General features: G+C 65.5%; 19 protein-coding genes. 12 read left to right on the top strand and 7 right to left on the bottom strand.

The features are described 5' to 3' along the window. The first annotated feature begins 45 nt into the window (after positions 1-45). From AC1D34_RS01640 to AC1D34_RS01625, 4 genes are all read left to right on the top strand, one after another. Positions 46-2,490 (top strand): heavy metal translocating P-type ATPase, encoded by a 2,445-nt coding sequence (locus AC1D34_RS01640; RefSeq protein WP_476823323.1) that lies wholly within the window; start codon positions 46-48, stop codon positions 2,488-2,490. A 22-nt stretch (positions 2,491-2,512) separates the two neighbouring features. After that, positions 2,513-3,142: a methyltransferase family protein gene (locus AC1D34_RS01635; RefSeq protein ID WP_441507243.1), complete on the top strand. Its 630-nt coding sequence runs from the start codon at positions 2,513-2,515 to the stop codon at positions 3,140-3,142. A gap of 159 nt (positions 3,143-3,301) precedes the next feature. Then, positions 3,302-3,946, top strand: coding sequence for an outer membrane protein (locus tag AC1D34_RS01630; RefSeq protein WP_476823322.1), 645 nt, complete (start codon positions 3,302-3,304; stop codon positions 3,944-3,946). Positions 3,947-4,099: 153 nt separating this feature from the next. Next, positions 4,100-4,783: a response regulator transcription factor gene (locus tag AC1D34_RS01625; RefSeq protein ID WP_441507245.1), complete on the top strand. Its 684-nt coding sequence runs from the start codon at positions 4,100-4,102 to the stop codon at positions 4,781-4,783. Between the two features lie 142 nt (positions 4,784-4,925). Here AC1D34_RS01625 and AC1D34_RS01620 read toward each other — a convergent pair whose 3' ends face one another. Then, entirely contained in the window at positions 4,926-6,296 is a 1,371-nt protein-coding gene (locus tag AC1D34_RS01620) for a sensor histidine kinase (RefSeq protein WP_476823321.1), read from the bottom strand. A 222-nt stretch (positions 6,297-6,518) separates the two neighbouring features. Here AC1D34_RS01620 and AC1D34_RS01615 point away from each other — a divergent pair, with 222 nt between their 5' ends. Continuing rightward, entirely contained in the window at positions 6,519-7,148 is a 630-nt protein-coding gene (locus AC1D34_RS01615; protein WP_441490169.1) for an EipA family protein, read from the top strand. Between the two features lie 40 nt (positions 7,149-7,188). On the opposite strand, the gene AC1D34_RS01610 is transcribed toward AC1D34_RS01615, so the two are convergent. Then, entirely contained in the window at positions 7,189-7,872 is a 684-nt protein-coding gene (locus AC1D34_RS01610) for a lysophospholipid acyltransferase family protein (RefSeq protein ID WP_441507248.1), read from the bottom strand. A 170-nt stretch (positions 7,873-8,042) separates the two neighbouring features. On the opposite strand from AC1D34_RS01610, the gene AC1D34_RS01605 reads away from it, so the two are divergent. Together AC1D34_RS01605 and AC1D34_RS01600 are read left to right on the top strand one after the other, a co-directional pair. Further along, a complete protein-coding gene (locus AC1D34_RS01605; RefSeq protein ID WP_476823320.1) occupies positions 8,043-9,683 on the top strand; it encodes a DCC1-like thiol-disulfide oxidoreductase family protein in 1,641 nt (546 codons plus the stop codon). Then, on the top strand, positions 9,680-11,368 hold the full coding sequence (locus tag AC1D34_RS01600; RefSeq protein WP_476823319.1) for an SDR family oxidoreductase: 1,689 nt from the start codon (positions 9,680-9,682) through the stop codon (positions 11,366-11,368). The genes AC1D34_RS01605 and AC1D34_RS01600 overlap by 4 nt, the downstream gene beginning before the upstream one ends. 38 nt (positions 11,369-11,406) lie before the next feature. On the opposite strand, the gene AC1D34_RS01595 is transcribed toward AC1D34_RS01600, so the two are convergent. From AC1D34_RS01595 to AC1D34_RS01585, 3 genes are all read right to left on the bottom strand, one after another. After that, positions 11,407-14,583 carry an efflux RND transporter permease subunit gene (locus AC1D34_RS01595; RefSeq protein ID WP_476823318.1) on the bottom strand — a complete coding sequence of 1,059 codons (3,177 nt, stop codon included), beginning with the start codon at positions 14,581-14,583 and terminating at the stop codon, positions 11,407-11,409. 87 nt (positions 14,584-14,670) lie between these two features. Beyond that, positions 14,671-15,897 (bottom strand): efflux RND transporter periplasmic adaptor subunit, encoded by a 1,227-nt coding sequence (locus AC1D34_RS01590; RefSeq protein WP_476823317.1) that lies wholly within the window; start codon positions 15,895-15,897, stop codon positions 14,671-14,673. 53 nt (positions 15,898-15,950) lie between these two features. Beyond that, positions 15,951-16,784 carry an alpha/beta hydrolase fold domain-containing protein gene (locus AC1D34_RS01585; RefSeq protein WP_441490175.1) on the bottom strand — a complete coding sequence of 278 codons (834 nt, stop codon included), beginning with the start codon at positions 16,782-16,784 and terminating at the stop codon, positions 15,951-15,953. A gap of 131 nt (positions 16,785-16,915) precedes the next feature. On the opposite strand from AC1D34_RS01585, the gene AC1D34_RS01580 reads away from it, so the two are divergent. Further along, positions 16,916-17,851: a LysR family transcriptional regulator gene (locus tag AC1D34_RS01580; RefSeq protein ID WP_476823316.1), complete on the top strand. Its 936-nt coding sequence runs from the start codon at positions 16,916-16,918 to the stop codon at positions 17,849-17,851. A gap of 153 nt (positions 17,852-18,004) precedes the next feature. Here the strand turns inward: AC1D34_RS01580 and AC1D34_RS01575 are convergent, their stop codons facing one another. Then, on the bottom strand, positions 18,005-19,444 hold the full coding sequence (locus AC1D34_RS01575; RefSeq protein ID WP_476823315.1) for an FAD-binding oxidoreductase: 1,440 nt from the start codon (positions 19,442-19,444) through the stop codon (positions 18,005-18,007). A 238-nt stretch (positions 19,445-19,682) separates the two neighbouring features. Next, positions 19,683-20,378 carry a CerR family C-terminal domain-containing protein gene (locus tag AC1D34_RS01570; protein ID WP_476823314.1) on the bottom strand — a complete coding sequence of 232 codons (696 nt, stop codon included), beginning with the start codon at positions 20,376-20,378 and terminating at the stop codon, positions 19,683-19,685. Positions 20,379-20,468: 90 nt separating this feature from the next. Here AC1D34_RS01570 and AC1D34_RS01565 point away from each other — a divergent pair, with 90 nt between their 5' ends. From AC1D34_RS01565 to AC1D34_RS01550, 4 genes are read left to right on the top strand one after another with little or no spacing between them, the layout of a single operon-like run. Next, on the top strand, positions 20,469-21,503 hold the full coding sequence (locus tag AC1D34_RS01565; RefSeq protein WP_441490179.1) for an HlyD family secretion protein: 1,035 nt from the start codon (positions 20,469-20,471) through the stop codon (positions 21,501-21,503). Further along, entirely contained in the window at positions 21,500-23,272 is a 1,773-nt protein-coding gene (locus AC1D34_RS01560) for an ATP-binding cassette domain-containing protein (protein ID WP_476823313.1), read from the top strand. Before AC1D34_RS01565 ends, AC1D34_RS01560 begins: the two co-directional genes overlap by 4 nt. Then, on the top strand, positions 23,269-24,414 hold the full coding sequence (locus tag AC1D34_RS01555) for an ABC transporter permease (RefSeq protein WP_441490181.1): 1,146 nt from the start codon (positions 23,269-23,271) through the stop codon (positions 24,412-24,414). Before AC1D34_RS01560 ends, AC1D34_RS01555 begins: the two co-directional genes overlap by 4 nt. A gap of 8 nt (positions 24,415-24,422) precedes the next feature. Then, on the top strand, positions 24,423-25,541 hold the full coding sequence (locus AC1D34_RS01550; RefSeq protein WP_441490182.1) for an ABC transporter permease: 1,119 nt from the start codon (positions 24,423-24,425) through the stop codon (positions 25,539-25,541). Position 25,542 lies beyond the last annotated feature (1 nt).

The following is a 25,542-nucleotide window of genomic DNA, read 5'->3' as shown; positions in this document are numbered from 1 at the left end:
ATTGTACATGGGGTGTCTCACAAGCCCGTCAAGCGGAGACAAGTCATGTCCAGCACTGCCCAAGCCAAGCCGCAGCTCCTGAGCTGGAAGGTTGGCGGCATGGACTGCGCAAGCTGCGCGGCGACCATTCGCGGCGCGGTGGAGCGCCTGCCCGGCGTCAGCGAGGTCAAGCTTTCCGTCATGGCCGAGACGCTGTCGCTGGCCCTCGACGAGAGCCGCACCAAGCCGGCGGCAATCGAAAAGCGCGTCGCAAGCCTTGGCTACACCACGACCTCGATCCAGGCGAAAGCAGCGCCCGTCGCTGAGACCGCTGCGCCCGGAGGATGCGGGGACGATCATGGCTCCGAGGCCCACGACCATCATAGCCATGCTGCACCCAAGCCGGCCCATGTTCACGGTCCCGGATGCTCCCATGACGACCATGATCATCACAGCCACGCCGCACCCAAGCCGGCGCATGTTCACGGCCCTGGCTGTTCCCATGACGATCATGGCCACCATGATCATGATCACGGCCACGCGCATGCCCGTTCGGATGCAGGCGAAGCGAAAGCTGCGGCACGAACGGCTGACCAGGGGCACGGCCTGCCCGGCCATGTTCACGAAGCGACGCCGAAGGGCGTCTCCTGGTATCAGACCAACAAGGGCCGGCTCGTTCTCGGCACCGGCGCCCTGCTCGGCGGCGCCTGGACCGCGGGCCTGATCTGGCCGGCCGCAGCCCATTGGGCCTTCATTCTCGCCTGCGTGATCGGCGTCACTCCCGTGGCACGCCGCGCCTTCGCCGCCGCCCGCGCCGGCATGCCCTTCACCATCGAAATGCTGATGACGATCGCTGCCGCCGGCGCGCTCTTCATCGGCGCAGCGGAGGAGGCGGCCCTCGTCGTCTTCCTCTTCGCCGTCGGTGAGGTCCTCGAGGGCGTCGCCGCCGATCGCGCGCGTGCCTCGATCCGCGCGCTTGGCGACCTCGTTCCCAAGACCGCCCTCGTCGAGGAGAACGGCGCAACCCGCCAGGTCGATGCGGCCAAGCTCGCGATCGGACAGACGGTCCTCGTCCGTCCGGGTGACCGCATCCCTGCCGACGGCGACATCACCGACGGTATCTCCGGGATCGACGAGAGCCCGGTCACCGGCGAATCCGTGCCGAAGACGAAGGGCGTCGGCGAACCGGTCTTTGCGGGCTCGGTCAATCGCGAAGCCGCGCTGCGTGTGCGGGTGACCAAGGCGGCGCAGGACAACACCATCGCCCGCATCATCCGGCTGGTCGAAGAGGCGCAGGAAGGACGCGCACCGACCGAACGCTTCATCGACCGGTTCTCGCGCGTCTATATGCCTGCGATCGTCGGTCTTGCGCTCGCCGTCGCACTCGTCCCGCCGCTGTTCTTCGGGGGTGAATGGGCGGTCTGGATCTATCGGGCCCTGGCGCTGCTGCTGATCGGCTGCCCCTGCGCGCTCGTCATCTCGGTTCCAGCCGCGATCGCCGCCTCGCTCTCCTCCGGCGCCCGACAGGGCCTGCTGATGAAGGGCGGCGTCGTCATCGAAAGCGCCGCAAAGACCGGGATCGTCGCCTTCGACAAGACCGGCACGCTGACCGAGGGGCGCCCGCGCGTCACCGAGGTCATCAGCCTCGGCAAGACCGAGGCCGATGTGATCGCCCTGGCCGCTGCGGTCGAGAGCGGTTCGAGCCATCCGCTGGCAGAGGCGGTTCTGGCACGTGCGAAGCAGGATGGCATCGCGATCCGCCCCGCCTCCGAGGCAGCCGCCATCCCCGGCCAGGGTGTCACCGGCACGCTCGATGGCATCTCGATCTTCGTCGGCGCACCGCGTCACGCGACCAGGCGCGCCGAATTCGACGCCAAGGCGAGCGCTGCGGTCGAACAGCTCGAATCGGCTGGAAAGACAGTGGCGGCCGTGATCGCGAACGGCGCTCTCGCCGGCCTGATCGCGCTGCGCGACGAGCCCAGAGCCGATGCCGCGACAGCGGTCGCAGAGCTGAAGGATCTCGGCGTCCGCTCCATCATGCTGACCGGCGACAATGCCCGCACCGGCGCGGCCATCGCCCGCGCACTCGGCCTGGATCACAAGGCCGAGCTGATGCCCGACGACAAGGTCACGGCGATCAAGGCGCTCGGCGCCGACGCGCCTGTGATGATGGTCGGCGACGGCATCAACGATGCCCCGGCGCTCGCGGCAGCATCCGTTGGCGTCGCCATGGGGTCCGGCACCGATGTCGCCCTGGAGACCGCCGATGGCGCGGCGCTGAAGAGCCGCGTGCGCGACATCGCTGCGATGATCCGGCTGGCGCGGGCCACGATGGGCAATATCCGCACCAATATCACGATTGCGCTCGGGCTGAAGGCGGTCTTCCTGGTCACCAGCGTGCTCGGCTATACCGGGCTCTGGGTCGCGATCCTCGCCGATACCGGCGCGACCGTGATCGTCACGGCCAATGCACTGCGCCTTCTGCGTTTCGACGCAGGCAAGGCCGGCTGATCAAGGGAACGGAAGCCTGCCCATGAGTCCGATGGAGATCGCGAGCTATCTGATGGTCGTGGTCTACGTCATCAGCTTCCTCGCGATGTCGGCCATCCTGGCGAAGGAGGCCGGACGGCCGATCTGGCTGTTCGGCAAGGGCTCGGAGCCGCAGGGCGTGCCGGCCCTGCTCTTCCGGATCGCCTTCATCGGCGGCGTGCTCTGGCCCCTCGGCCTGGCGATCTTCGGCAACCCGATCAAGGCCGACCCTTTGGCAATCTGGCTCGACGGTCCCTGGTTCGACGTGTTCGGCCATCTTCTTGTTGTCGTCGGCGCCTGCATCGCCATCATCTCGCAGCGTTTCATGGGCGTGTCCTGGCGTATCGGCGCGGCCGAGGGCGAGCTTGGACCCATCGTCGATGGCGGTCCCTTCGCGATCTCGCGCAATCCGGTCTTCGTCGGCCAGGCCGTCCTGTTCACCGGCCTCTTCATCGTGCTGCCCAATCTGATCCAGATTGCTTTGACGCTGGCGCTATTCGCGGCGATCGCCCTGCAGGTCAGGATCGAGGAGCGCGTGCTCGCAGCCTCGCTCGGCGAACCCTATCGCGATTATCAGCGCCGCGTCCGGCGTTGGATCGGGACCAGGCGCCCGCGCACCGCCCCTGCGCGATAAGCCTTCGTTCACCATCCCAGCGCTTCCGCCGCTGCACACATGGCGGGCAACGTTGCCGTAATCTTCACCAGCAATTTGCGCGGTGTTCGACTGATCCGATCCACGGATTCGGGAGCAAGGAGACGCGGCGAGGCCCCCGGCTGCCGCGAGGAGTTATCGATGCATCGTTCAATCCCGATCATGAGCCTCTGCCTGCTGGCAGTGCTTGCGGTCCCAGCGGCTGCGGCGGATCGCCCGGTGCCGCGCACCCAGCAATGGCCGACCCACAGCCAGCCGCTTCGCTATAATTGGAACGGCGTCTATGCCGGTATTCACGCTGGCGGCGCATTCGACCGCTTCACAGGAGTGACCAGGAAGAGCCGCAACGAGACGCTGCTTGGCGGCCAGATCGGTTACAACGTCCAGACCGGCAGCATGGTCTATGGTCTCGAGGGCGATATCTCGATGAACGGCTTCGGCAAGGGTTCGTCGCGCAGCACCGTCGGCACCAGCGCCGACACGCGCTATGTCGGAACCGCCAAGGCCCGCGCCGGCGTCGCCTTCGACCGCGTCCTCGTCTATGCCACCGGCGGTCTTGCCTATGGCAACATCAAGGCGACGAATAACGGGATCTCGAAGACGAAGAGCAAGGTCGGCTATGTCCTCGGCGGCGGCGTCGAGTACGGCATCACCGAGAACCTGTCGGCTAAGGTCGAGTACAACTACGTCTCGCTCGGCAAGCAGAACTTCCAGTTCGGCTCGGCCCGCACCAAGGTCGGTGTCAATGAACATCTGGTCAAAGCCGGTGTGAACTACCGGTTCTGATCCGCTAGACTATCCGGGGCCCGGTCGCTCCGGGCCCGAATAACCTACGGCCCAGAGGGCCGTTCATGAGCATGGATGGGATGTGATGCGTTTGAAGAGCTGCCCCGAGCTTTTCTGCGACGCGTTCCAGCCATGGCCTACGGCAGGAACGACATGCGCGCTCTGATTGTCGAAGACGAACCGGAGCTGATGTCGTTCCTGTCGTCCCTCCTGCTTGGTGCAGGTTTTATTGTCGACCGCACCAGCAGTGTCGAAGCGGCGCTGGCCGCCCTCAAAACGGCGCCCTTCGACATCGCCGTCGTCGACCGGCGTCTGCCGGACGGCGACGGCCTGTCGATCGTCAAGGCGATGAAGACGGCGGAACCCCGTCCAGCCTTCCTGATCCTGACCGCGCGAGATGCGAAATCCGACGTGATCGACGGCCTCAATGGCGGCGCGGATGATTACCTGGTCAAGCCCTTCGAACCGGGCGAGCTGATCGCCCGCATCAGGGTCATTGCGCGGCGCCGCTATCCCGGCCGCTCGCTGGTGATCTCGGCAGGCAACCTCTCGATCGACATCGAGGGTCGCAACGCCTCGGTCTCGGCCGTTCCGCTCGACCTGCGACGGCGCGAGGCGCTGATCCTGGAAGCGCTGGTCCAGCGCGCCGGGCGTGTCGTCACCCGCAACGTCCTGATCGAAGCGGTCTATGGCTTCGATGACCTGATCGAGTCCAACACGCTCGAAGCCCAGATCTCGCGGCTGCGCCGCAAGCTCAAGGAGGCTGCCGCGAATGTCGAGATCTCGTCGCTGCGCGGCATCGGCTACATCCTGAGGAAGTCCGAACAGCCCGTGTGAGGCCGCCGGGCTCGGTCCCTGTCACCAATCGACCCAGATCATCAGTCCAGATATCGTATCGGGCCTGATGATCTGGCCGTCCGTGCTTGCATCGGCTTTCCCGAACTCCGCATTCCCCGTTTCGGGCCGATGCTTGAGCCCGTCATTCTCCTTCAGAGAACAGCAGGCGGACGGTCGTGCCACCGCCGCGCGTCGCCAGGACGGTCAATGTCCCGCGATGTGCGGTCATGATGTCCTGTACGATGGTGAGGCCGAGCCCCGCTCCGGTCGAGCGCGGCGACATGCGGTTGAACGCCTCCGTCACTTCCGAACGCTGGGTTGCCGCGATGCCGATCCCGTCATCCGCCACTTCCAGCACGACGCCATCGATGACCCGCACGATGATGCTGGATTTCGCCTGGGCATGACGAAGTGCGTTGTCGATCAGATTGGCCACCGCGGCGCGAACCGTGGCTTCGTTGGCCATGATCGTTCGCGTGTCGTCGCCCTCCTCCTCGAGCGCCACGTCGATCGCGTTCTGCAGGATCAGCGGCGCGAGATCGACGAGTACGTCACGGGCCACGCTGTTGAGCTGAACCGGCTCGAACGGCAGATCGGTGCTGTGCAGCCGGGCGAGCTGCAGCATCGACGAAACGATCGTCGTCAGCCGGTTCACATCGGTCGCCAATGCGGTGCGCACGACGCCATCGGAAACAGTGTCGATCTTGGTCCGCATGACGGCGAGCGGCGTGCGCAATTCGTGCGCGACGTTGTTCATGAAGCGCCGTTGCACATCCATGTTGCTGGCGATCTGGTCGAGCGCTGAGTTCAGCGCCGTCGTCAGCGGCATCAGCTCGACCGGCGTTTCCTGTGTCGGCAGCAGGCCTCGCGGCGCCCTGGGATCGATGCTGGCCGCAGCTTCGGCCGCACTCCGCAGCCGCGCGGTGATATAGGAGACCGACATGGCGATCGCCGAGGCGATGATGACCCCGAATATGAAAGAGATGACCAGCGCCGGAATCGCGATGGCCCGCAGGAAATAGGCAAGAATCAGGTCCCATCCCGGACGTCCGCCGCCCGTCGCGACGATGACGCGGCTGCCTTCCATCTCGATGATGTCGAAGGCCAGGCCGTTGTCGCCGCCACCACCGACCCGCATCTGCGCAGCAATCGTCGGTCCATCGAGCCTGACATCGATGGGAAGGCTCGGCCGCAATTCTGGGGCATACTCGACAACGGACCGTCCGTCGGAAACCAGATACCAGAGTCTGGGGCTGGCGCTCTCGATCTTGATCAGGGTCGGCGTCTTCTCCACCCGCAACCCGTCAGCCGCAGTCTGACGCACGCCTTGCCGAATGATCTCGGAGGTCACATCGTTGCGTAGCGCCCCAGGATCCTCGGTAATGAAAGTAAAGGCCAGCACAGCGGCGATGACCGCCGCGAAGAGGGCGAAGCCGAGAAGCGTCAGCCGGATCGTCAGGGCGCGTGAGAGCGAGATCACCGGCAGCCCCCGGAGCGAAGATTTGCCGCGCACGGATCGGACAGCACCCGATTGCGCTGGGGCGTCAGGCGCTTCACTGTCGTGGTGCTCGTCGAGCTATGAATCGTCACGGAGCCTCTGTGCGGTTATGGCTTGCGAATCCGGGGACCGCGCCCGCAGTCCATGTCCATGGACTGCATCCCCATCTTCGTTCAACCCTCCCTCGAGTCTGCTTGTCTCATGAGTGCGCACAGAGCCAGATCGGGAGAGCTGCGCTTGCGCTTCGCCTTGGCCGCCATGCTCGCGCTGCTGTTCTGCCTGACGCAGGGCGCCCGGGCTGAGGAGACCATCAGGCCGGGGCAACTGCCGACCGCCCCGGGGCGCGACATTCTGGGTCTCGTCGAACGGGCCTTCGACACCGCTTCCAAGACGGTCAGCATCCCCGTGGAGCGCTCCCTTTCGCTCTTCGGAGAGCCGAACGCCTATATTGTCGGCGGAGAGGTCAGTGGCTCCTTCGTCGTTGGCGGCCGACACGGCGTCGGTGAGCTTCGCTTCGCCGACGGCATGCCCTCCCCGGTGACATGGTCGGCCCTCTCGGTCGGGATCGGGCTCGGGGCCGATTACGGGCGGGTGATCATGCTGGTCTACGGCCTCGACCGACATGAAGACGTCTTCGGGGTCTATGCCAGCCTCGGCGGCGGCGCGCATTTTGTGGCCGGCGCCAATGCGATGGTYCTCGCCTCCGACCGAGCCCGGATCGTGTTGATCTCCTCCGGGCTCGGCCTGCGATTGTCGGGGGAACTCAGCCGCATCCGCATCGAGCCTGCGAATGATCGCGGCGTCCTGCGCCCTCCTGCAAACATCTGCGCAAACCCGGCCGATTGCCCACCGCCGGGCCGACGCTAAAAGGAAGACGAGCACGGTCGGACCGAACGCCTCGCGCGCGTCAGGCGCGATGTCCGAGATGCTGATGCGCCAGGGCATGCAACTCGTCGAGCCGGGCGGTGATCTCCAGCGCAGTCAGGTTGATCTCGCGTTCATCGGCGCATGCCCGGACATAGAGCGGTTCGGACCAGACCACGCACCCGCGTCCGAACGGCAAGGCGATGCTGGCCTTGTCCCAATTGTCGAGATCGACGCGTGCCGTCGTCACTGCGGCGAAGAGATAGATCGGCCGGCCCGACGCCCGCGCCAACTGGATGGCCCCCTTGCCGGCAACCCGCGAAACCTTCGGCACATCGGCCGTCAACAGCACGCTGGTGTCGCCGCGCAGCGCGTCGCGCATCTCGATGAAGGCCGGAACGCCGCGCTTGGCCTGGATCTTCAGCCGGCTCTGCGTGCCCGAGCCGCGAATGACGCGGTAGCCGGCGCGCTCCATCGCCGAGGCGACCACCGAACCGTCGAAATGGAGCGAGGCCAGCACGGCTGTCTTGGGCGCCCCGTCCAGGGCGACAAGGCTCAACATCTGCTGGCCATGCCAGGTCATGGCGATGAACGGTTCGCGGCTGCGCTCCCAGGGCCGCGCGCCGGGGATCACCGGCTTGAAGCGCGTGGTTTGCGCCACGAGATTCAGATACGCATGCAACGCGCGCCCCGCGAGGCCCGCTGATCGTTCTTCCCTGAGATGCATCGCCCCAATCTCCACGGTGAATCACCTGGAGTGGTCGGCGCGTTGGCTTGCTGGAACATTGCACGGACAGGTTGCGGCCCCCGAATGGCGAAACGAGCGGCATGCCCCGTTGCCGGCGGGGTTCGCCCTGCCTATCGTGCAAGGGTTCAGTTTCCTCCAAGTCGGGTTTCATGCCAGCCAAGGATATCGCGATAGCGGGATGCGGCCCGGCAGGGCTGGCGGCCGCACTGATGCTGCATCGCGACGGACATCGCGTCAGGCTGTTCGAGCGCTTCGAGACGCCTCGTCCGGTCGGATCCGGTCTGATGATCCAGCCGACCGGTCTCGCCGTCCTCCGGGAATTGAAGCTCGCCGAAGCCACCCTCGCGGCGGGGGCCAGGATCGACCGGCTCTTCGGGCGCGCCGAACCGTCGCAGCGCATCGTACTCGACGTGCGCTATGCGGCACTTGGGCAGGATGCCGGCCATGGCATCGGCATTCATCGCGCTGCACTGTTCGACATCCTGCACGACGCCGCACGAGAGGCCGGAATTGCGATCGAGGGAGGCCGCAGCGTGGCCTCGAGCGAAATCGTCGGGGCGAACAGGCGCGCGCTCATCTTTGCCGACGGCACACGGACGGAGCCCTTCGACCTTGTCGTGGATGCCCTTGGCACCATGAGCCCGCTCGCGCGCCATCAGGGCCGGCCGCTGGCCTATGGCGCGCTCTGGGCCAGCCTCGATTGGCCCGACGACGCGGGCTTCGACATGGCGACGCTGGAACAGCGCTATATCCGCGCGAGCACGATGGTCGGGGTCCTACCCATCGGCCGGCTGGCCCAAGCGCCGACCGCAAAGGCAGCCTTCTTCTGGTCGCTGCGCTGCGACCGTCTCTCGGACTGGCAGCGCTCCGGACTTGCGGCGTGGAAGGCGGACGTCCTCAAGCTATGGCCGGCAACTGCGCCCCTGCTCGCGCAGATCGAAACGCCGGATCAACTGACTTTCGCACGCTATGCCCATAGGACCACGCCCGTCCCAACGGAGCCTGGCCTGATCCATATCGGCGATTCCTGGCATTCGACGAGCCCGCAGCTCGGTCAGGGAGCCAATATGGCGTTGCTCGACGCCTTCGCGCTCGCAAAGGCGCTGCGCGACGGGAACGAGACGACGATTGCGCCAGGTTTTGCCATCGCCGCGCGTCGCCGACATGTCCGGCTCTATCAGACCATGAGCGCGATGTTCACGCCGGTCTATCAATCCGACAGCCGGATCCTGCCCCTGCTCCGCGATCGGATCGTCGGGCCGCTCGCCCGGATCTGGCCGGCCCCTGCCATCCTGGCGGCGATGGTCAGCGGTTTGATCGGCGCACCCCTGAAACGGCTCGGGCTGCCCGCCCCAGCGGCGATCACGCTGGGCGACGCAATCGAGGCGCAGACCCAAGGCAGGCGCGTGATCGTGTTTGACGGTGAATGCGTGATGTGCTCGCAACAGGCACAATTCGTCATGCGCAATGACCATGAACGCCGCTTCACGCTCACCACCGCGCAAGGGCCCCTTGGCCAGGAACTCTATCACCGCCTCGGCCTTCCCAAGTCGGACTTCGAGACGATGCTGCTGATCGAGGGCGGGCGAATCCTGGGCCGGTCGGACGCTGTCATCGCCATTGCGGCAGGGCTGGGCTGGCCCTGGCGCATCGCACTGGCGGCACGCGTCATTCCACGACCGCTCCGCGACCGGCTCTATCGCCTTGTTGCCCGCAATCGCTATCGCTGGTTCGGCCGACGCGAAACCTGCTGGCGCCCCACCCCGGATATGGCGGACCGCATCCTGTGAAGGTTCTCCTGCTCGGTGGCTATGGCGGCTTCGGTGCCCGCATCGCGCGGCGGCTGGCCGATACGGGGCACGAAGTCCTGGTCGCCGGGCGCAGCCTGGAGAAGGCGGAACGCTTCTGCGCTGGCAGACCGCGCCTCACCCCGCTTCTCCTGGACCGGGACCGCGATATCGCGCTGGCGCTCGCCGAGCACCGCCCTGCTGTCCTGATCGACGCCGCAGGCCCCTTTCAGGGCCTGGATTATGCGGTCGCTCGCGCCTGTATCGCCGCGCGGTGCCACTATCTCGACATCGCCGATGCGCGCGATTTCGTCACCGGCATCGGGTCTCTCGCTGAAGCGGCCCTGGCCGCCGACGTGGTCGTCGTCTCGGGCGCCTCCAGCGTCCCTGCCTTGTCGGGCGCTGTGGTTCGCGCCCTCGCAGACGGTATGGATCAGGTCCGCGCCGTCGAGCTCGCGATCAGCGCCTCTAACCGCGCGACCGCGGGCGCTTCGGTCACGAAGGCAATCTTCTCCTATATCGGCAAGCCGATCCCGCTCTGGCGCGCAGCGCGCCGGACGAACGGCTTTGGCTGGCAGGACATCAGGCGCGAAGACTTCACGATCGCCGGCGAGCCACCTCTTGCAGGCCGCCTCGTGGCCCTGGCAGATGTGCCCGATCTCACTCTCCTGCCCGATCGCCTTCCGGGAAAGCCCTCCGTCAGTTTTAGAGCCGGCACCGAGCTCCGCTGGCAGAACCGTGCGCTTTGGCTGGCAAGCTGGCCTGTTCGATGGGGTTGGATCGGGAACCTGACCCGCTTTGCGCCCCTGGTCCTTCAAGCGCAGCGGCTGAGCTCTTCATGGGGCAGCGATCGCTCCGGCATGATGGTTCGACTGTTCGGGTACGCTGACGGCCGGGCTGTCGAACGGCGATGGACATTGATCGCGAGCAAGGGCGATGGTCCGGAGATTCCAGGCCTGGCGGCCGCAATCCTCGTCGACAGGCTCGCCAGGCGTGACGTTCCAGCCGGGGCCCGCGATGCCGGCGAGATGCTGTCACTGCCAGAGTTCGAGCCGGCCTTCACGCAACTGGCGATCCGGCACGAGATGGCAGAGCTGCCGCAGCCTCCCCCGCTCTATGCCCGGGTCCTCGGCGATGCCTTCGCGACCCTGCCTGCGGCCCTCCGCGCGATCCACACTGTCCTCCGCGATCGCGGCGCCCATGGACGGGCGATGGTGACGCGCGGGCACAACCCGGTTGCACGCGCTATAGCGGCCCTATTCGGCTTTCCGCCTGAAGGGGAGCATGGGCTGCACGTCGCCTTTGCGGAGAATGGCGGCGTCGAAACCTGGATTCGCGACTTCTCGGGCCACCGCTTCAGCAGCCGGCTGTCGCGGCAGGGGCGACTGCTCATGGAGCGCTTTGGCCCGCTGCGCTTCGGCTTCGATCTGCTCGCTGACGACAAGGGGCTCGCGATGCAGCTGAAGCGTTGGTGGCTGGGCCCCGTCCCCCTGCCACTTGCCCTGGCGCCTCGCTCGCTGGCGCGCGAATGGGAGGAGGATGGCCGCTTCCATTTCGATGTCCCGATCGCATTGCCGCTGATCGGACCGGTCGTGCACTATCGCGGCTGGCTCGAGCCCATGGCTGACGGTACCGCTGCCTCGCAGCAGAACGCGCCGGACAGGGCCCGGCGCGTTCTGGCTGGTTGAAGCCGTCAGACTCCCCCTCAGGGCAGCCTGCGCCCCGGTCAGGCGGCTTGCGCCAGTTCCGCTTCCGCCTCGACATGCTTCAGCGGCTTGTTCCCTGTCAGGGCCCGCATCAGCACGTAGAAGACCGGGGTCAGGAAGATGCCGAAGGCGGTAACGCCGATCATGCCGGCGAAGACCGCGATGCCCATCGCCTGCCGCATCTCGGCGCCGGCACCCGTCGAGATCACCAGCGGGACCACGCCCATGATGAAGGCGAGCGAGGTCATCAGGATCGGACGCAGGCGCAGACGGCTGGCTTCGATCGCGGCCTCGACCGGCGTCTTGCCCTCGAACTCCAGTTCGCGGGCGAACTCGACGATCAGGATCGCGTTCTTCGCGGATAGCCCGACCAGCACGACGAGACCGATCTGGGTGAAGACGTTGTTGTCGCCACCGCTCCACCAGACGCCGGCCATGGCGGCAAGCAGGCCCATGGGGATGATCAGGATGATCGCGATCGGTAGCGTCAGGCTCTCGTACTGGGCGGCGAGCACCAGGAAGACGAGCAGGATCGCGATCGGGAAGACGATCAGCGAAGAATTGCCCGCCAGGATCTCCTGATAGGTCAGGTCCGTCCATTCGAAGGCAAAGCCCTTCGGCAGCGTCTCGTTGGCAATGCGCTCCGCCGCTGCCTGAGCCTGCCCCGACGAGAAGCCGGGCGCCGGACCGGCATTGATGTCGGCGGCCAGGAAGCCGTTATAGCGCATCGCCCGTTCCGGCCCGGCATCGGCACGCACGTTCAGCACAGCGCTAAGCGGCACCATCTCGCCCGAGGTCGAACGGACCCGGAGCTTGCCGATATCCTCCTGATAGGCTCGGAAGGGCGCATCAGCCTGGACGCGGACGGTGTAGGTACGCCCGAACTTGTTGAAATCGTTGACATAGGACGAGCCGAGATAGATCTGCAGCGTCTCGAAGACATCGGTGACCGGCACGCCGAGCTGGCGGGCCTTGGTGCGGTCGATATCGGCATAGAGCTGCGGAACATTCACCTGGAAGCTCGAGAACATGCCGGCGAGTTCGGGCGCCGCCGCAGCCTTGGCCATGAAGGCCTTGGTCGCTTCATCGAGCGCCTTGTAGCCAAGGCCGGCACGGTCCTCGATCTGCAGCTTGAAGCCACCGATCGTACCGAGCCCCTGCACCGGCGGCGGCGGGAACATCGCGATGAATGCCTCCTTGATGCCGGCGAACTCCTTGTTGAGCTGCATGGCGATCGCGGCGCCGTTGAGCGAGGGATCCTTGCGCTGCTCGAAGGGCTTCAGCGTCACGAAGACGATGCCGGCATTCGACGAGTTGGTGAAGCCGTTGATCGAGAGGCCGGGAAAGGACACCGCACTCTGGACGCCGGGATGCTTCAGGGCGATCTCGCCCATCTTGCGGATGACGTCCTCGGTGCGGTCGAGCGTGGCGGCGTCGGGCAGTTGCGCGAAGCCGACGAGATACTGCTTGTCCTGGCCGGGCACGAAGCCGCCCGGGACAGTGCGGAACAGCACGACCGTCAGGCCGACGAGCACGAGATAGACCGCCATCATCGCCGTCTTGCGGGTCAGGATGCGGCGCACGCCGCCGCCATAGGCCTGAGAGCTGCGATTGAAGAAGCGGTTGAAGCCACGAAAGAACCAGCCGAACAGCTTGTCCATGACGCGGGTCAGCGCATCCTTCGGGGCGTGGTGCGAACGCAGCAACAGGGCTGCCAGCGCCGGCGACAGCGTCAGCGAGTTGATCGCCGAGATCACCGTCGAGATCGCGATGGTCAGCGCGAACTGGCGATAGAACTGGCCGGTCAAGCCACTGATGAAGGCGAGCGGCACGAAAACCGCGACCAGCACCAGCGCGATCGCGATGATCGGGCCGGAGACCTCGCGCATCGCCTTGTAGGTCGCCTGGCGGGGCTCCAGCCCCTGCTCGATATTGCGCTCGACATTCTCGACCACGACAATGGCGTCGTCGACGACGATGCCGATGGCGAGCACGAGGCCGAACAGGCTGAGCGCGTTGATCGAGAAGCCGAAGAGATACATCACGGCGAAGGTGCCGATGACCGAGACCGGCACGGCGACCAGCGGGATGATCGAGGCCCGCCAAGTCTGCAGGAAGACGATGACGACGAGCACGACCAGCGCGATGGCCTCGAGCAGCGTGGTGATGACGGCCTTGATCGAGGCGCGCACGAACTGGGTCGTGTCGTAGACGATCGCGTAGTCCACGCCTTCCGGCATGTTCTGCTTGATCTCGCGCATCACCGCCTGGACGTTGTCGGCGATCGCGATGGCATTCGAGCCCGGCGCCTGGAAGATCGGCACCGCGACCGCCGACTTGTTGTCGAGCAGCGAGCGCAGGGCATAGTCGGCCGCGCCGAGTTCGATGCGCGCGACATCCTTCAGCCGTGTCACAGCCCCGGTCGGGCTGGTGCGGATGATGATCTCGCCGAACTCCTCCTCATTCTGAAGGCGGCCCTGGGCATTGACCGAGAGCTGCAGATCGAGGCCCGGGGCGTTCGGGGAGGCGCCGATGACGCCGGCAGCAGCCTGGACGTTCTGCGCGCGGATCTCGCGCACGACGTCGCTCGGCGAGAGCCCGTGCTCGGAGACCTTCTGCGGATCGAGCCAGACGCGGAGCGAATAGTCGCCCGAGCCGAAGAGCTGGACCTGGCCGACGCCGTCGATGCGCGCCAGCCTGTCCTTGACGTTCAGGACTGCGTAATTGCGCAGATAGGTCATGTCGTAGCGATCATTCGGCGAGGTGATGTGCACCACCATCGTCAAATCCGGCGAGCTCTTGATCGTGGTGACGCCGAGGCGCCGCACCTCTTCCGGCAAGCGGGGTTCCGCCTGCGAGACGCGGTTCTGCACGAGCTGCTGTGCCTTGTCGGGATCGGTGCCGAGCTTGAAGGTGACGTTCAGCGTCATCACGCCGTCGGTCGTCGCCTGGCTGGACATGTAGAGCATGCCCTCGACGCCGTTGATCTGCTCCTCGATCGGCGTGGCCACGGTTTCGGCGATGACGCGAGGATTGGCGCCTGGGTATTGCGCGCGCACCACCACGGTCGGCGGCACGACTTCGGGATATTCCGAGATCGGCAGCACACTCAGCGAGAGCAGGCCGGCGACCAGGATGAGAACCGACAGCACGCCCGCGAAGATCGGGCGATCGATGAAGAACTTGGAGAGATTCATGAGATGCCCCCTTCGGGCGCCTCAGGCCTGACGACGGGCGCCATCACGCGACGTCGTCAGCACCCGAGTTCTGATAGGCGTCCCAGCTCAGCGCTGGGCGATTTCCGTGGGTCCTGCACCGGCCACCCGGCGCAGCTCTGACTTCTCGGCCATCGGCACCTGCTCGGGAGCGACAGCTGCGCCCGGACGAATGCGCTGCAGGCCGTTGACGACGATTTTTTCGCCCGGCTTGAGCCCGGCGGTGACGATGCGCAGCCCCTCATTGGCCGAGCCAAGCGTCACTTCACGCCAGCTCGCCTTGAGGTCCTCGCCGACGACGAAGACGAACTTCTTGTTCTGGTCGGTGCCGATCGCGCGCTCATTGATCACCAGCGCAGGCTCGGTCCGGGCCTGGCCCATGCGCAGGCGCACGAACTGGCCCGGCATCAGCGTGCCATCGGGATTGTCGAAGATCGCCCGCACCCGAACGGTGCCGCTGCCGACATCGACGCTGTTGTCGACGAATTGCAGCCTGCCGGTGATCGGAGTGCCGTCCTGCGTCGCCGTGCCCATCTGGACCGGGATGCGCTCCAGCGCACGCGGACCATCCGAGGCCGGCAGCGAGCCGAGAGCCCTCAGCACCGTGTTCTCGTCGGCATTGAAGCTGGCATAGATCGGATCTACCGAGACCAGTGTCGTCATCAGCGAAGCCCCCGCCCCAGCTGCGACGAGATTGCCGACAGTGACCTCGAGCCGCCCGATCCGGCCATTGATCGGCGCCCTGATCTGGGTGTAGTCGAGGTTCAGCCGCGCTGTCTGCAGGGCTGCCTGGGCGGCGCGGTGATTGGCCTGCGCTTCACGAAGAGCATTCAGACGGGCGTCGAGATCGCGCTGCGAGACGTTCTGAGTCGTCATCAGCTTCTGACCGCGCTCATGCTCGTTGGCGGCAAGCGCCACCCGGGCTTCGGCAGCCAGGACCTGGGCCTGCGCGCGTTCGAACTCGGCGAGATAGGGCGCCTGGTCGATGCTGATCAGAAGGTCGCCCTGCTTGACGAGGTTGCCCTGCTTGAAGTGCACGGCCTCGACGACGCCGGCGACGCGCGAGCGTACATCGACGCGTTCGATCGCCTCCAGGCGGCCGGAGAACTCGGCCCAGTTGGTCAGCTCACGCTGCTCGACGAGCGCGACCGAAACCGGGGTCGCCTGCGCGGCCGCCGGAGCGGTATCGCTCTGGGCCTTGTCGGAGCCGTTCATCACAAGCAGGACGGCGGCGAGAGAGATGGTGGCGGCCAGGCTTCCGCCCAGCAGGCCATGACGGATCGTTCCCTGAATCATGGGTTCATTCCTTGCGAGAGAAGAGAGGATCGAGTTGGTCGCGCTGGCCCCGATCAGGACGGCGCGGTGGATTTGAAGAACTCGGTTACATGGTCACATGCCAGACAGAGGCAGGAACCTTCCTTGGGAGCCTCGGCATAGGCACCGGGCCAATTGGTTGGCGCAGTCTGCACGTAGCGACTGACCGCGACACCCGCTTCCTGCAGCCGACAGGCATAGCTCGCGCATTCGTCACGCAGCGGATCATCCTCAGCCGTGATCAGCAGGGCAGGAGCCAGCCCGGCAAGCCGGGAGGCGTTGAGCGGCGCGGCATAGGGATGAGCCGCCTTGTCAGGCGAACCCAGATAGTCGTGCCAGCCATCGGCCCAGCGACATCCCACCGGACCGGCATCGGCCTCGCGCAGCGAATAGGTCCCAAGGCAGGAATCCAGCATTGGTGAGAGCAGGATCTGCCCGGCGAGCGGCGGTCCCTGCCGGTCCCGCGCCATCATGGCGAGAGCCGCGGCCAGGTTGCCGCCGGCTTCTTCGCCAGCGACGTAGAATGGGGCGCTTTTCGCGACCCAGCGGCTGCGCGCCTTGTAGAGCGCCAGCAAGCCACCAAATACGGCCTCCAGCACATCGGGGAAACGGTGCATTGGCGCGAGCGGATAATCGACCGAAACGACAGCGGCACCGGCGCGAGCCAGGATCGTCGCGACCGCCTCTCCGCTTGCCAGCGAGCCCTCGTTGAAGGTGCCGCCATGCAGGTGCATGACGAGCGCTGTGTTGCGGTTGAGCTCTGCCGGGATGAACACACGCGCTGCCAGCGAGACTGGCTTGGCAGCGATCACCTCGTCCCGCCATGTGACGGAGATGGGGCGATCGAGGGTGGCGGTTTGAGCGGACATGGCGTGTCCCGGCGGCTTCTGTTGCAATGCAACCTGATTTAGACCATCGTGTTTCGGCAATAAATACCCGTAAAGCTCATTCATTATTTCCATATGGAAACAATCGAAGAAGCGACCTGTTAGAGAAAGCCATGGACCAGCTCAGCGCCATGCGCGCCTTTGTCCGCGTCGTCGAAGCCGGCACCTTCACCCGTGCTGCCGATCTGCTCGACATCCCCAAGCCGACGGTGACCAAGCAGATCCAGCAGCTTGAGTCGCATCTCCACGCCAAACTCCTCAACCGCACCACACGGCGCGTGACGGTGACGATGGACGGGGCGGCCTATTACGAGCGCGCGCTCAGGGTCCTGAACGAAATCGACGAGCTCGACGGCAGCATGGCCTCGTCACAGGCCAGGCCGAGCGGGCGCCTGCGCGTCGACGTCAGCGCGCCGCTGGCCATGCGCGTCATCATCCCGAACCTGCCTGAATTCCATGCGCGCTATCCCGACATCCAGCTCGACCTCGKCCTCAGTGACCGACCTGCCGATCTGCTGGCGGAAAATCTCGATTGCGCCGTCCGGGCCGGCGAGCTCACGGACCAGAGCCTGATCGCCCGGCGCATCGGCGAGATGTATCTCGTGACCTGCGCCTCCCCCTCCTATGTCCAGCGCCATGGCGAGCCCCAGCATCCGACCGACCTCGAGGGCGATCATTTCATCGTCGGCTACCGCTATGCCGGGACCAGTCGCACAGCCCCCTTCACCTATGCCGACGGTAAGGAAAGCCACGAGATCAGGGGACGTTTCGTCGTATCGCTGAACGAAGGTGCTGGTTACGTCGCTGCCGCGCTGGCGGGGCTCGGCATCGTTCAGGCACCAACCTTCATGGTGCAGGAGGATATCGCCGCCGGCCGGCTCGTACCGCTGCTGACGAATTGGTGCTCGACCCCCAAGCCGCTGCACATCGTCTACCCACCGAACCGTCATCTCAGCAACAAGGTGCGTGTCTTCGTCGACTGGCTGGCCGAGCTCTTCGCCAAGGACGACCTGATCCAGCGGCGCTCCAGCTTGCCGCATTGCGCCTAGGACCTAAGGCACGCTTTGGAGAGCCGGCCCGGCGCCGGCGGAGAGTCTCATTAAGCCATGGAGACGCACCAGCCCGCAGGGACACAATACGCGTCGATCCCTGCGGCCTGGGCCAGCCATCCAACCTCGTCCTAACTGCTCAGGCAGCTGGGCTCAGGCGGCCTGCGAACTCGCCGTCGGCTTCACATTCTGGTTCATGCGAAACAGGTTCATCGGGTCGTAGCGCCGCTTCAGCTCGGCAAGGCGATGGTAACTGCCTCCGTAAGCCGCCTGGACGCGGTCCATCTCGTCTGCCGGCATGAAGTTGATATAGGCCGTTCCAGCTGAATACGGCCTTGCGGCATCAAAGAGCGCGCGCGCCCAGGCGATGCAGGCCTGATCCATGCCCTGTTCGCGCCAGCGCGCATGAACATTCATGACGAAATGGGAGCTGCGCTGCGGAAAGGCGGTCGCATCCGCCGCAACGCGGCCGGCCGCCCCACCGACATGGCCGATGAAGATCTCGCATTCCGGCCCCGGGAGCCGACGCACCGCGCCAATCAGGATCCTGATCGCCGCGTCCGAGAGCTCGGTGAAGTCGTGGCTCTTCCAGTAGTTGCGGGCCCCGGCTGTGAGCAGAGGATCGAAAGCCTGTTGCCACGCCGCGAAAGGCGCCGGCCCCACCACGTCGACGATCGGTTTTCCGATGGAACGCAGCCTGGCGGTTGCCTTTTCGCCTTCGGCGATGTCGCCGCAATAGCACATCGCGAGCACCAGCACTTCCTTGCCATGCCACTCGGCCGGCAGGAACGGCAGGGGCGGCGCCTGCCGCATCACGACCCAACAGGTCAACTCGTCGGGCGCCACTTCGAGCGCCTGACGATATTCCTTCAGGACGGCCTCGGCATCATCGAAGGGATGCACGACAAGGCCAGCCAAAACCTGGGGGCCAAGCTTGTGAAGCCGAAATTCGAACGCGGTGGCCACCCCGAAATTTCCGCCGCCGCCGCGCAGGGCCCAGAACAGGTCCGGATTTTCCGACTGGCTAGCGCGCCTGAGCTCGCCGTCAGCCGTCACCACCTCGACCGACAGCAGGTTGTCCAGGGTAAGCCCGAACTTCCGCGTGATCCAGCCGAAGCCGCCGCCCAGCGTCAGGCCGGCAATGCCCGTGGTCGAATTGATGCCCGTCGGCACCGCCAATCCGAATTCCTGGGTTTCCCTGTCGACATCGGCCAGGGTAGCGCCCGGCTCGACCCAGGCGCGCTGCGATGCTTCGTCGACTCGGACCGATTTCATCGGTGACAGGTCGATCATCAGGCCGCCATCGCAGACGGCATTTCCGGCAATGCCGTGTCCGCCGCCACGCACAGAGAGCAATAGTCCGTTGTCACGCGCAAATCGCACAGCGCTGACGACATCGGCAGCCACCGCACAGCGTATGATCAGGCCAGGTCTGCGATCGACCATCCCATTCCAGATCGCGCGTGCATCGTCATATGCGGCATCAGTCTCGTCGAGCACGCTTCCGTGAAGCTGCGCGGCGAGCGCCTCGATGGCTGAGGCGCTGATGGATTTCGTTCCGGCCGCCAGTGTCGTGAGGCTCTGGGCTTGCATGATCGTTCCTCCCGAATGGGTCATGAACTCTCAGCCCCCCGCCACAAGAATTCTGCGCCTGCGCCGGGCCGCACTCAATGACGCAGATCACAGAAGCTCGGATTTCCACGCTTCAGCGGATGGAGCTTTGGAGCGGGCAGTCATGCGACGATGGTGTCTAGCGATGACCACAGGCAATGGCGCGGGATCCGACGGTTGGAGGTCGGATGGATGCAAGCCTGATCGGCAGCACATCACCTCAGGCGGAACGAGCTTCCTCCCGCGCATCGAGTTCCGCTGCCACGGCAGCGATGCCGCCGAAAGCGAAGCGCTGGAAATGGGCGACCATCTCGTCGACAGCGCCCCGGTCCGACGCCAGGTCGGGAAAGACCTGCGCGAGGACCTGGCGGTTGCCGACGAGCATCACCACGAAGGGGGCGATGACAGTGAGACAGCACCGGGCAACGACGGGGTGATCATGCGRCACTCCCAGGATTTCGCCGACGATCCCGGTGACGATGCGCTTCTTCGGGAGAATCTCGCGATCCCGCAGCACTGCGAAAGCGGGTGTTGGAGCCAGCACCTCACGGCTCAGGACCCGCAAGGACCAGCTCGAGGAGGCGGGCCCCATGATCGTGCGGACCACGAGACCAATGAGGGTGCGAAGCTTGTCCTCCGGAGTCCCTGGGGCTTCTGCCAGCTTGAGCAGCCGATCATAGGTCAGCAGGCGGCGATGCGCCTCGACCAACACCTCGGCATAGAGCCCGTCGATGCCGCCATAATAGTAATTCACGGCAGCAGAATTGCTGCCCGCCCGCTCGGCGATCTCCTTGCCGGTGGCGCGATCAAAGCCCTTTTCCGCAAAGACCTCTCCGGCCGCATCGAGAATCTGCGCCTTGGTGGCCGCACCGTCCTCGCGGCGACCGGGTCGTTTTTGAGGAATCGCTCGTTTCATGACCCGAGCTTAACGCCGATCAAGAATATTTGAAAGATAGAATTTAAATTCAGATTTGACATATTGTACCACGCGCCTATCCTTGAAGGCATGAGCAAGGCACCGCGCATACTGGCTGTCATCGCCCTCTTGGGGGCCGCAGGCGCCTGGTGGTTTAGCCACCGCCCCGCCGCGACATCCGAGTTGGTCCTCTACGGCAATGTCGATCTCAGGCAGGCCTCGCTGGCCTTCAACGGCAGCGAACGCATCGCCGCGATCCTTGTCGAGGAGGGCAATGTCGTTCGCAGCGGCCAGGTCCTTGCGAAGCTGGATACGAGCCGCCTGCAACCGCAGATCGACCAGATGGAAGCGATTGTCGGGGCCCAGAAGGCCGCACTCGATCGATTGCGCAACGGCTCTCGCCCCGAGGAGATCGCCCAGGCCCGCGCCAACCTGGAATCGGCCAGGGCGGATTCGGTCAACGCCGCCGCGCAATATGAGCGGCGGCGCGCCCTGTCCGCGAATGCCGTCAGCCAGCAGGACCTTGATGCCGCCAAGGCTCTTGCCGAGACCTCCAAGGCAAAGCTCGATGTCGCAAAGAGCGCCCTCGACCTTTCTCTCGCCGGCCCGCGCTCGGAGGACATCGCGCAGGCAGAGGCACAGCTCCGCGGCAACCAGGCGCAGCTTGCGCTCGCCCGGCGCCAATTGGTCGATGCGCAGCTGCTTGCTCCCTTCGACGGCGTGGTTCGCTCGCGGCTGATGGAACCCGGCGAGATGGCCTCGCCCAGCCGCCCGGTGCTTTCACTGGCCATGACCGGCACGAAATGGGTGCGGACCTATGTGGCTGAGCCGAAGCTCGGACAGGTCCGCTCTGGCATGCGGATGCAGGTCACCACGGACAGCTTTCCGAACCAGCCGCTCGAAGGCTGGATCGGCTTCATCTCACCCGTCGCCGAGTTCACCCCGAAAACGGTGCAGACCGAGGATCTGCGCACGAGCCTCGTCTACGAGATGCGTGTCTTCGTCGAGGACCCGCAGGACAGGCTGCGCCTCGGCATGCCAGCCACCATCAAGATGTTGCCGGGAGCCGAGGCTGCGGTCGCAAACAGCGCTGCTGTACCCGAGACCGGGAAGACCAAGCCATGACCCCCGCCGCGCCCGTCTCACCCGTCACGGCGCGGACCCTCCACAAGACGTTCCGCCGGGCCACCGGCGAAACCGTCAAGGCACTCGACGATGTCTCCTTCGAAGCCAGGGAAGGCACGCTGACCGCCCTCGTCGGCCCCGACGGTGCCGGCAAGACCACATTGCTACGGCTGATCGCCGGGTTGATGAAACCCGATGAGGGTATGCTCGACGTTCTCGGCATTGTCGTCGCTGACGATCCCCAGGCCGTACAGGACCGCATCGGCTACATGCCGCAGAAATTCGGGCTCTATGAGGATCTGAGCGTCCAGGAGAATCTCGATCTCTATGCCGATCTGCACGGCGTCGGTGCGGACCAACGCGAGCACATCTACCCTCGCCTCTTCGAGATGACCCAGCTCGGGCGTTTTCGCGAGCGGCTGGCCGGGAAACTGTCCGGCGGCATGAAGCAGAAATTGGGGCTCGCCTGCACCCTCGTCCGTGCTCCCGAACTACTGCTGCTGGACGAGCCGACCGTCGGCGTCGACCCACTGTCGCGGCGTGAGCTCTGGGCGATCGTGCTCAAGCTGGTGCGCGAGGATGGGCTCACCGTCATCGTCAGCACCTCCTATCTCGACGAGGCCGAGCTCTGCGACCATGCAGTCGTCATGCATGCCGGAAAGGTGCTGTCGCAGGGCACGCCGAGCGAGATCACGGCGAAAGCTGAAGGCCGCACCTTCATCATCGAGACGCCCAAGGGAATGCCGGCACGTTCGCTGCAGGCACGCTTGTTTCAGCAGGACGGCGTCATCGATGCCGTGCCCGAAGCCGGGCAAGTCCGCGTCGTGCTCGCAGCTCCGAGCGAAACGGGCGCCCTGCCCCTCGGCGACGGCACGCTTCGGCATCGCCGCGTGCCGCCACGTTTCGAGGACGGGTTCATGGTGCTGTTTGCCGCCGTCGCCGAGCGCACACGCAGCAGTGCCATGACGCTCGACCAGCCCACCTCCCCGGGTTCCGGCGCCATGGCGGTCGAGGTCCGTGATCTCGTCCGCACCTTCGGCGATTTCACCGCTGTCGATCATGTCAGCTTCGAGGTTCGGAGCGGCGAGATCTACGGGCTTCTCGGCCCCAACGGCGCCGGCAAGAGCACCACGTTCCGGATGCTCTGCGGGCTGCTGCCAGCCTCGCACGGCACGCTGCGTGTCGCTGGAGCGGATTTGCGGACATCGCGTGCCGAGGCGCGGCGCAGGCTCGGCTATGTCGCCCAGAAATTCTCGCTCTACGGCCAGTTGAGCGTCGACGAGAATCTCGATTTCTTCGCCAGTGCCTATGGGCTGCGTGGGAGGCGCAAGGCGGACCGGATCGCCTGGGCGAAGCAGCAATTCGAGCTCGATGCCTTCTCCCGGCTGCCGAGCGGGCAATTGCCGGGCGGCTTCAAGCAGCGCCTCGCGATGGGCACCGCCCTGCTGCACGAGCCGGACATCCTCTTCCTCGATGAGGCGACGAGCGGCGCCGATCCGATCGCGCGGCGCGAATTCTGGGGGCGGATCACGGCGCTCTCCGAGCAGGGCGTCACCGTGATCGTGACCACGCATTTCATGGAGGAAGCGGAATATTGCGACCGGATCATCATCCTCGACGCCGGACGCAGCCTGGCCGAAGGCACGCCGGCCGAGATCAGGGCCCATGCCACGGCCCAGGACGGACGCCAGCCGACGATGGAAGATGCCTTCATCGCCATCGTCGAGACGTCGCGTGACGGGCGTGCCGAGCAGAGGTCCGCAGCATGACCGCCGTGACCTCACAGACCGGCGGAATGGCAAGGCTGCGCCGCATCGCGGCGCTGATCCGGAAGGAGGGCTGGCAGGTCGTGCGCGACCCGAGCAGCATCGCGATCGGCGTGATCATGCCGATGCTGCTGCTCGTGCTCTTCGGCTACGGGCTTTCCTTCGACGTCAAGAACGTCCCGGTCGCGATCGTCATGGAGGACATCTCGGCCGAGGCGCGCGGCGCGGCGTCGAGTTTCGAACTCTCCGACTATTTCAACGCGGTGCAGGTCAAGACCATGGCCGAGGCCGAGCGGATGATGCTCGACAAGCGCGTCCACGCCATTGTCCGCATACCGCCCGATTTCGCGCGCCGGATGGAGCAGGGCACGGCCGAGATCCAGGTGCTGGTCCATGGCACCGACGCCAATACCGCCCGCATCTCGCTCGGCTATGCTCAGGGTGCCGTTGCAACCTGGATGGCGCGCGAGGCCGCGATGGGCCGCATCATCGCCGGTCCGCCAGTCTCGATCGAGAGCCGGCTCTGGTTCAACGATGCCAATAACAGCAGCTACTTCCTGGTTCCCGGCCTGATCGTGCTGGTGATGACGCTGATCGGTGCGCTGCTGACCGCGCTTGTCGTTGCGCGGGAATGGGAGCGCGGAACCTTCGAGGCGCTGTTCGTCACGCCCGTGCGTCCCGGCGAGATCCTGCTTGGCAAGACCGTGCCCTATTTCATCCTCGGCATGATCGGGCTCGCCCTCTCGATCCTTGGTGCCAAGCTGCTCTTCGGCGTGCCGATCAGAGGCTCGCTCGGGCTGCTGGTTGCCGTGTCGATGCTCTATCTGATTGTCGCGCTCGGCATCGGCCTGTTGATCTCCTCGCTGACCAAGAGTCAGTTCGTCGCGAGCCAGATCACGATCATCGCCACCTTTCTCCCGGCGATGATGCTGTCCGGCTTCATGTTCGACATCCGCAGCATGCCGGTCGCGATCCAGGTGATCACGCATATCTTCCCGGCGCGCTATTTCGTCAGCGTTCTGCAGACCCTGTTCCTCGCCGGGGACATCTGGCCGGTGATCCTGCCGAATGCTGCGGTGCTGGCCGTCATGGCCGCGGTGCTGATCGCGCTTGCGATCCGCGCGACGCGCAAGACCATCGTGTGAGGTGGGCCATGCTCGACACGCTGCTGCGCATCCTCGCCCTGATCCGCAAGGAACTACTCGCGATCCTGAAGGATCCGAAGAGCCGCATATCCCTGATCGCCCCACCGGTCCTGCAGTGCCTGATCTTCGGCTATGCCGCGACCTATGACCTCAACAACGTGTCCTATGCACTGCTCGACCACGATCGAAGCGCCGTCTCGCGCGCACTGATCGCGCGCCTGGACGGTTCCGGCACCTTCACGCGGGTCGCCACGCTCGACGTCGAGCGCCAGATCGCCGACATCATCAACGACCAGCGCGCCTTGCTGGTGATCACCATTCCCTACGATTTCGAGCGCGGTCTGCAGGCGGGGACCGCGCCCGCCGTGCAAGTCATCGCCGACGGTCGCAACTCAAACACCGCGGGTACCGCCCAAACCTATGTCAGCCAGATCGTCACCGGCTTTGGAGCCGACTGGCAGAGTTCGCACGGCCAGCCCGGCCCACCCGTTCGCATGACCACACGGGCCTGGTACAACCCCACCCTCGAAACGCGCTGGTACATGGTTCCGGCCCTGATCGGCACCATCACCATGATGATGACGATGATGCTGACTGCGATGTCGGTGGCGCGAGAGCGCGAGGAAGGCACATTCGATCAGTTGCTGGTGACGCCGTTCCGGCCCTCGGAGATCATGGTCGGCAAGGCGGTCCCCGCCATGCTGATCGGGCTCACCCAGTCGACGCTGATCCTGCTTGTGGCGCAGCTCTGGTTCCAGATCCCGTTCTCCGGCAGTTTTGCGATGCTCTATCTCGGCCTCTTCCTGTTCCTCGCGGCATCGGTCGGGATCGGCCTCTTCATCTCGTCCATCGCGGGCAATATGCAGCAGGCAATGATCGGCTCATTCGTGCTGCTGATGCCCTTCATGCTGCTCTCGGGCCTGACGGCTCCGATCGGCAACATGCCCGAGATCCTGCAGTACTTCACCCTGATCAACCCGCTGCGCTACGCCATCAGCATCACGCATCAGATCTATCTGGAGGGCGCCGGAATCAGGCAGCTCTTGCCGGAGATGCTGGCGCTCATTGCCATTGCCGCCGTGACCCTGCCCTTCGCCGCCTGGATGTTCAGGAACAGGCTCACCTGAG

This window comes from Allobosea sp. P1_A7 (assembly GCF_056406775.1).
The sequence above is the reverse complement of the archived record's forward strand: the minus strand, read 5'-3'. Positions and strand labels throughout refer to the sequence as shown.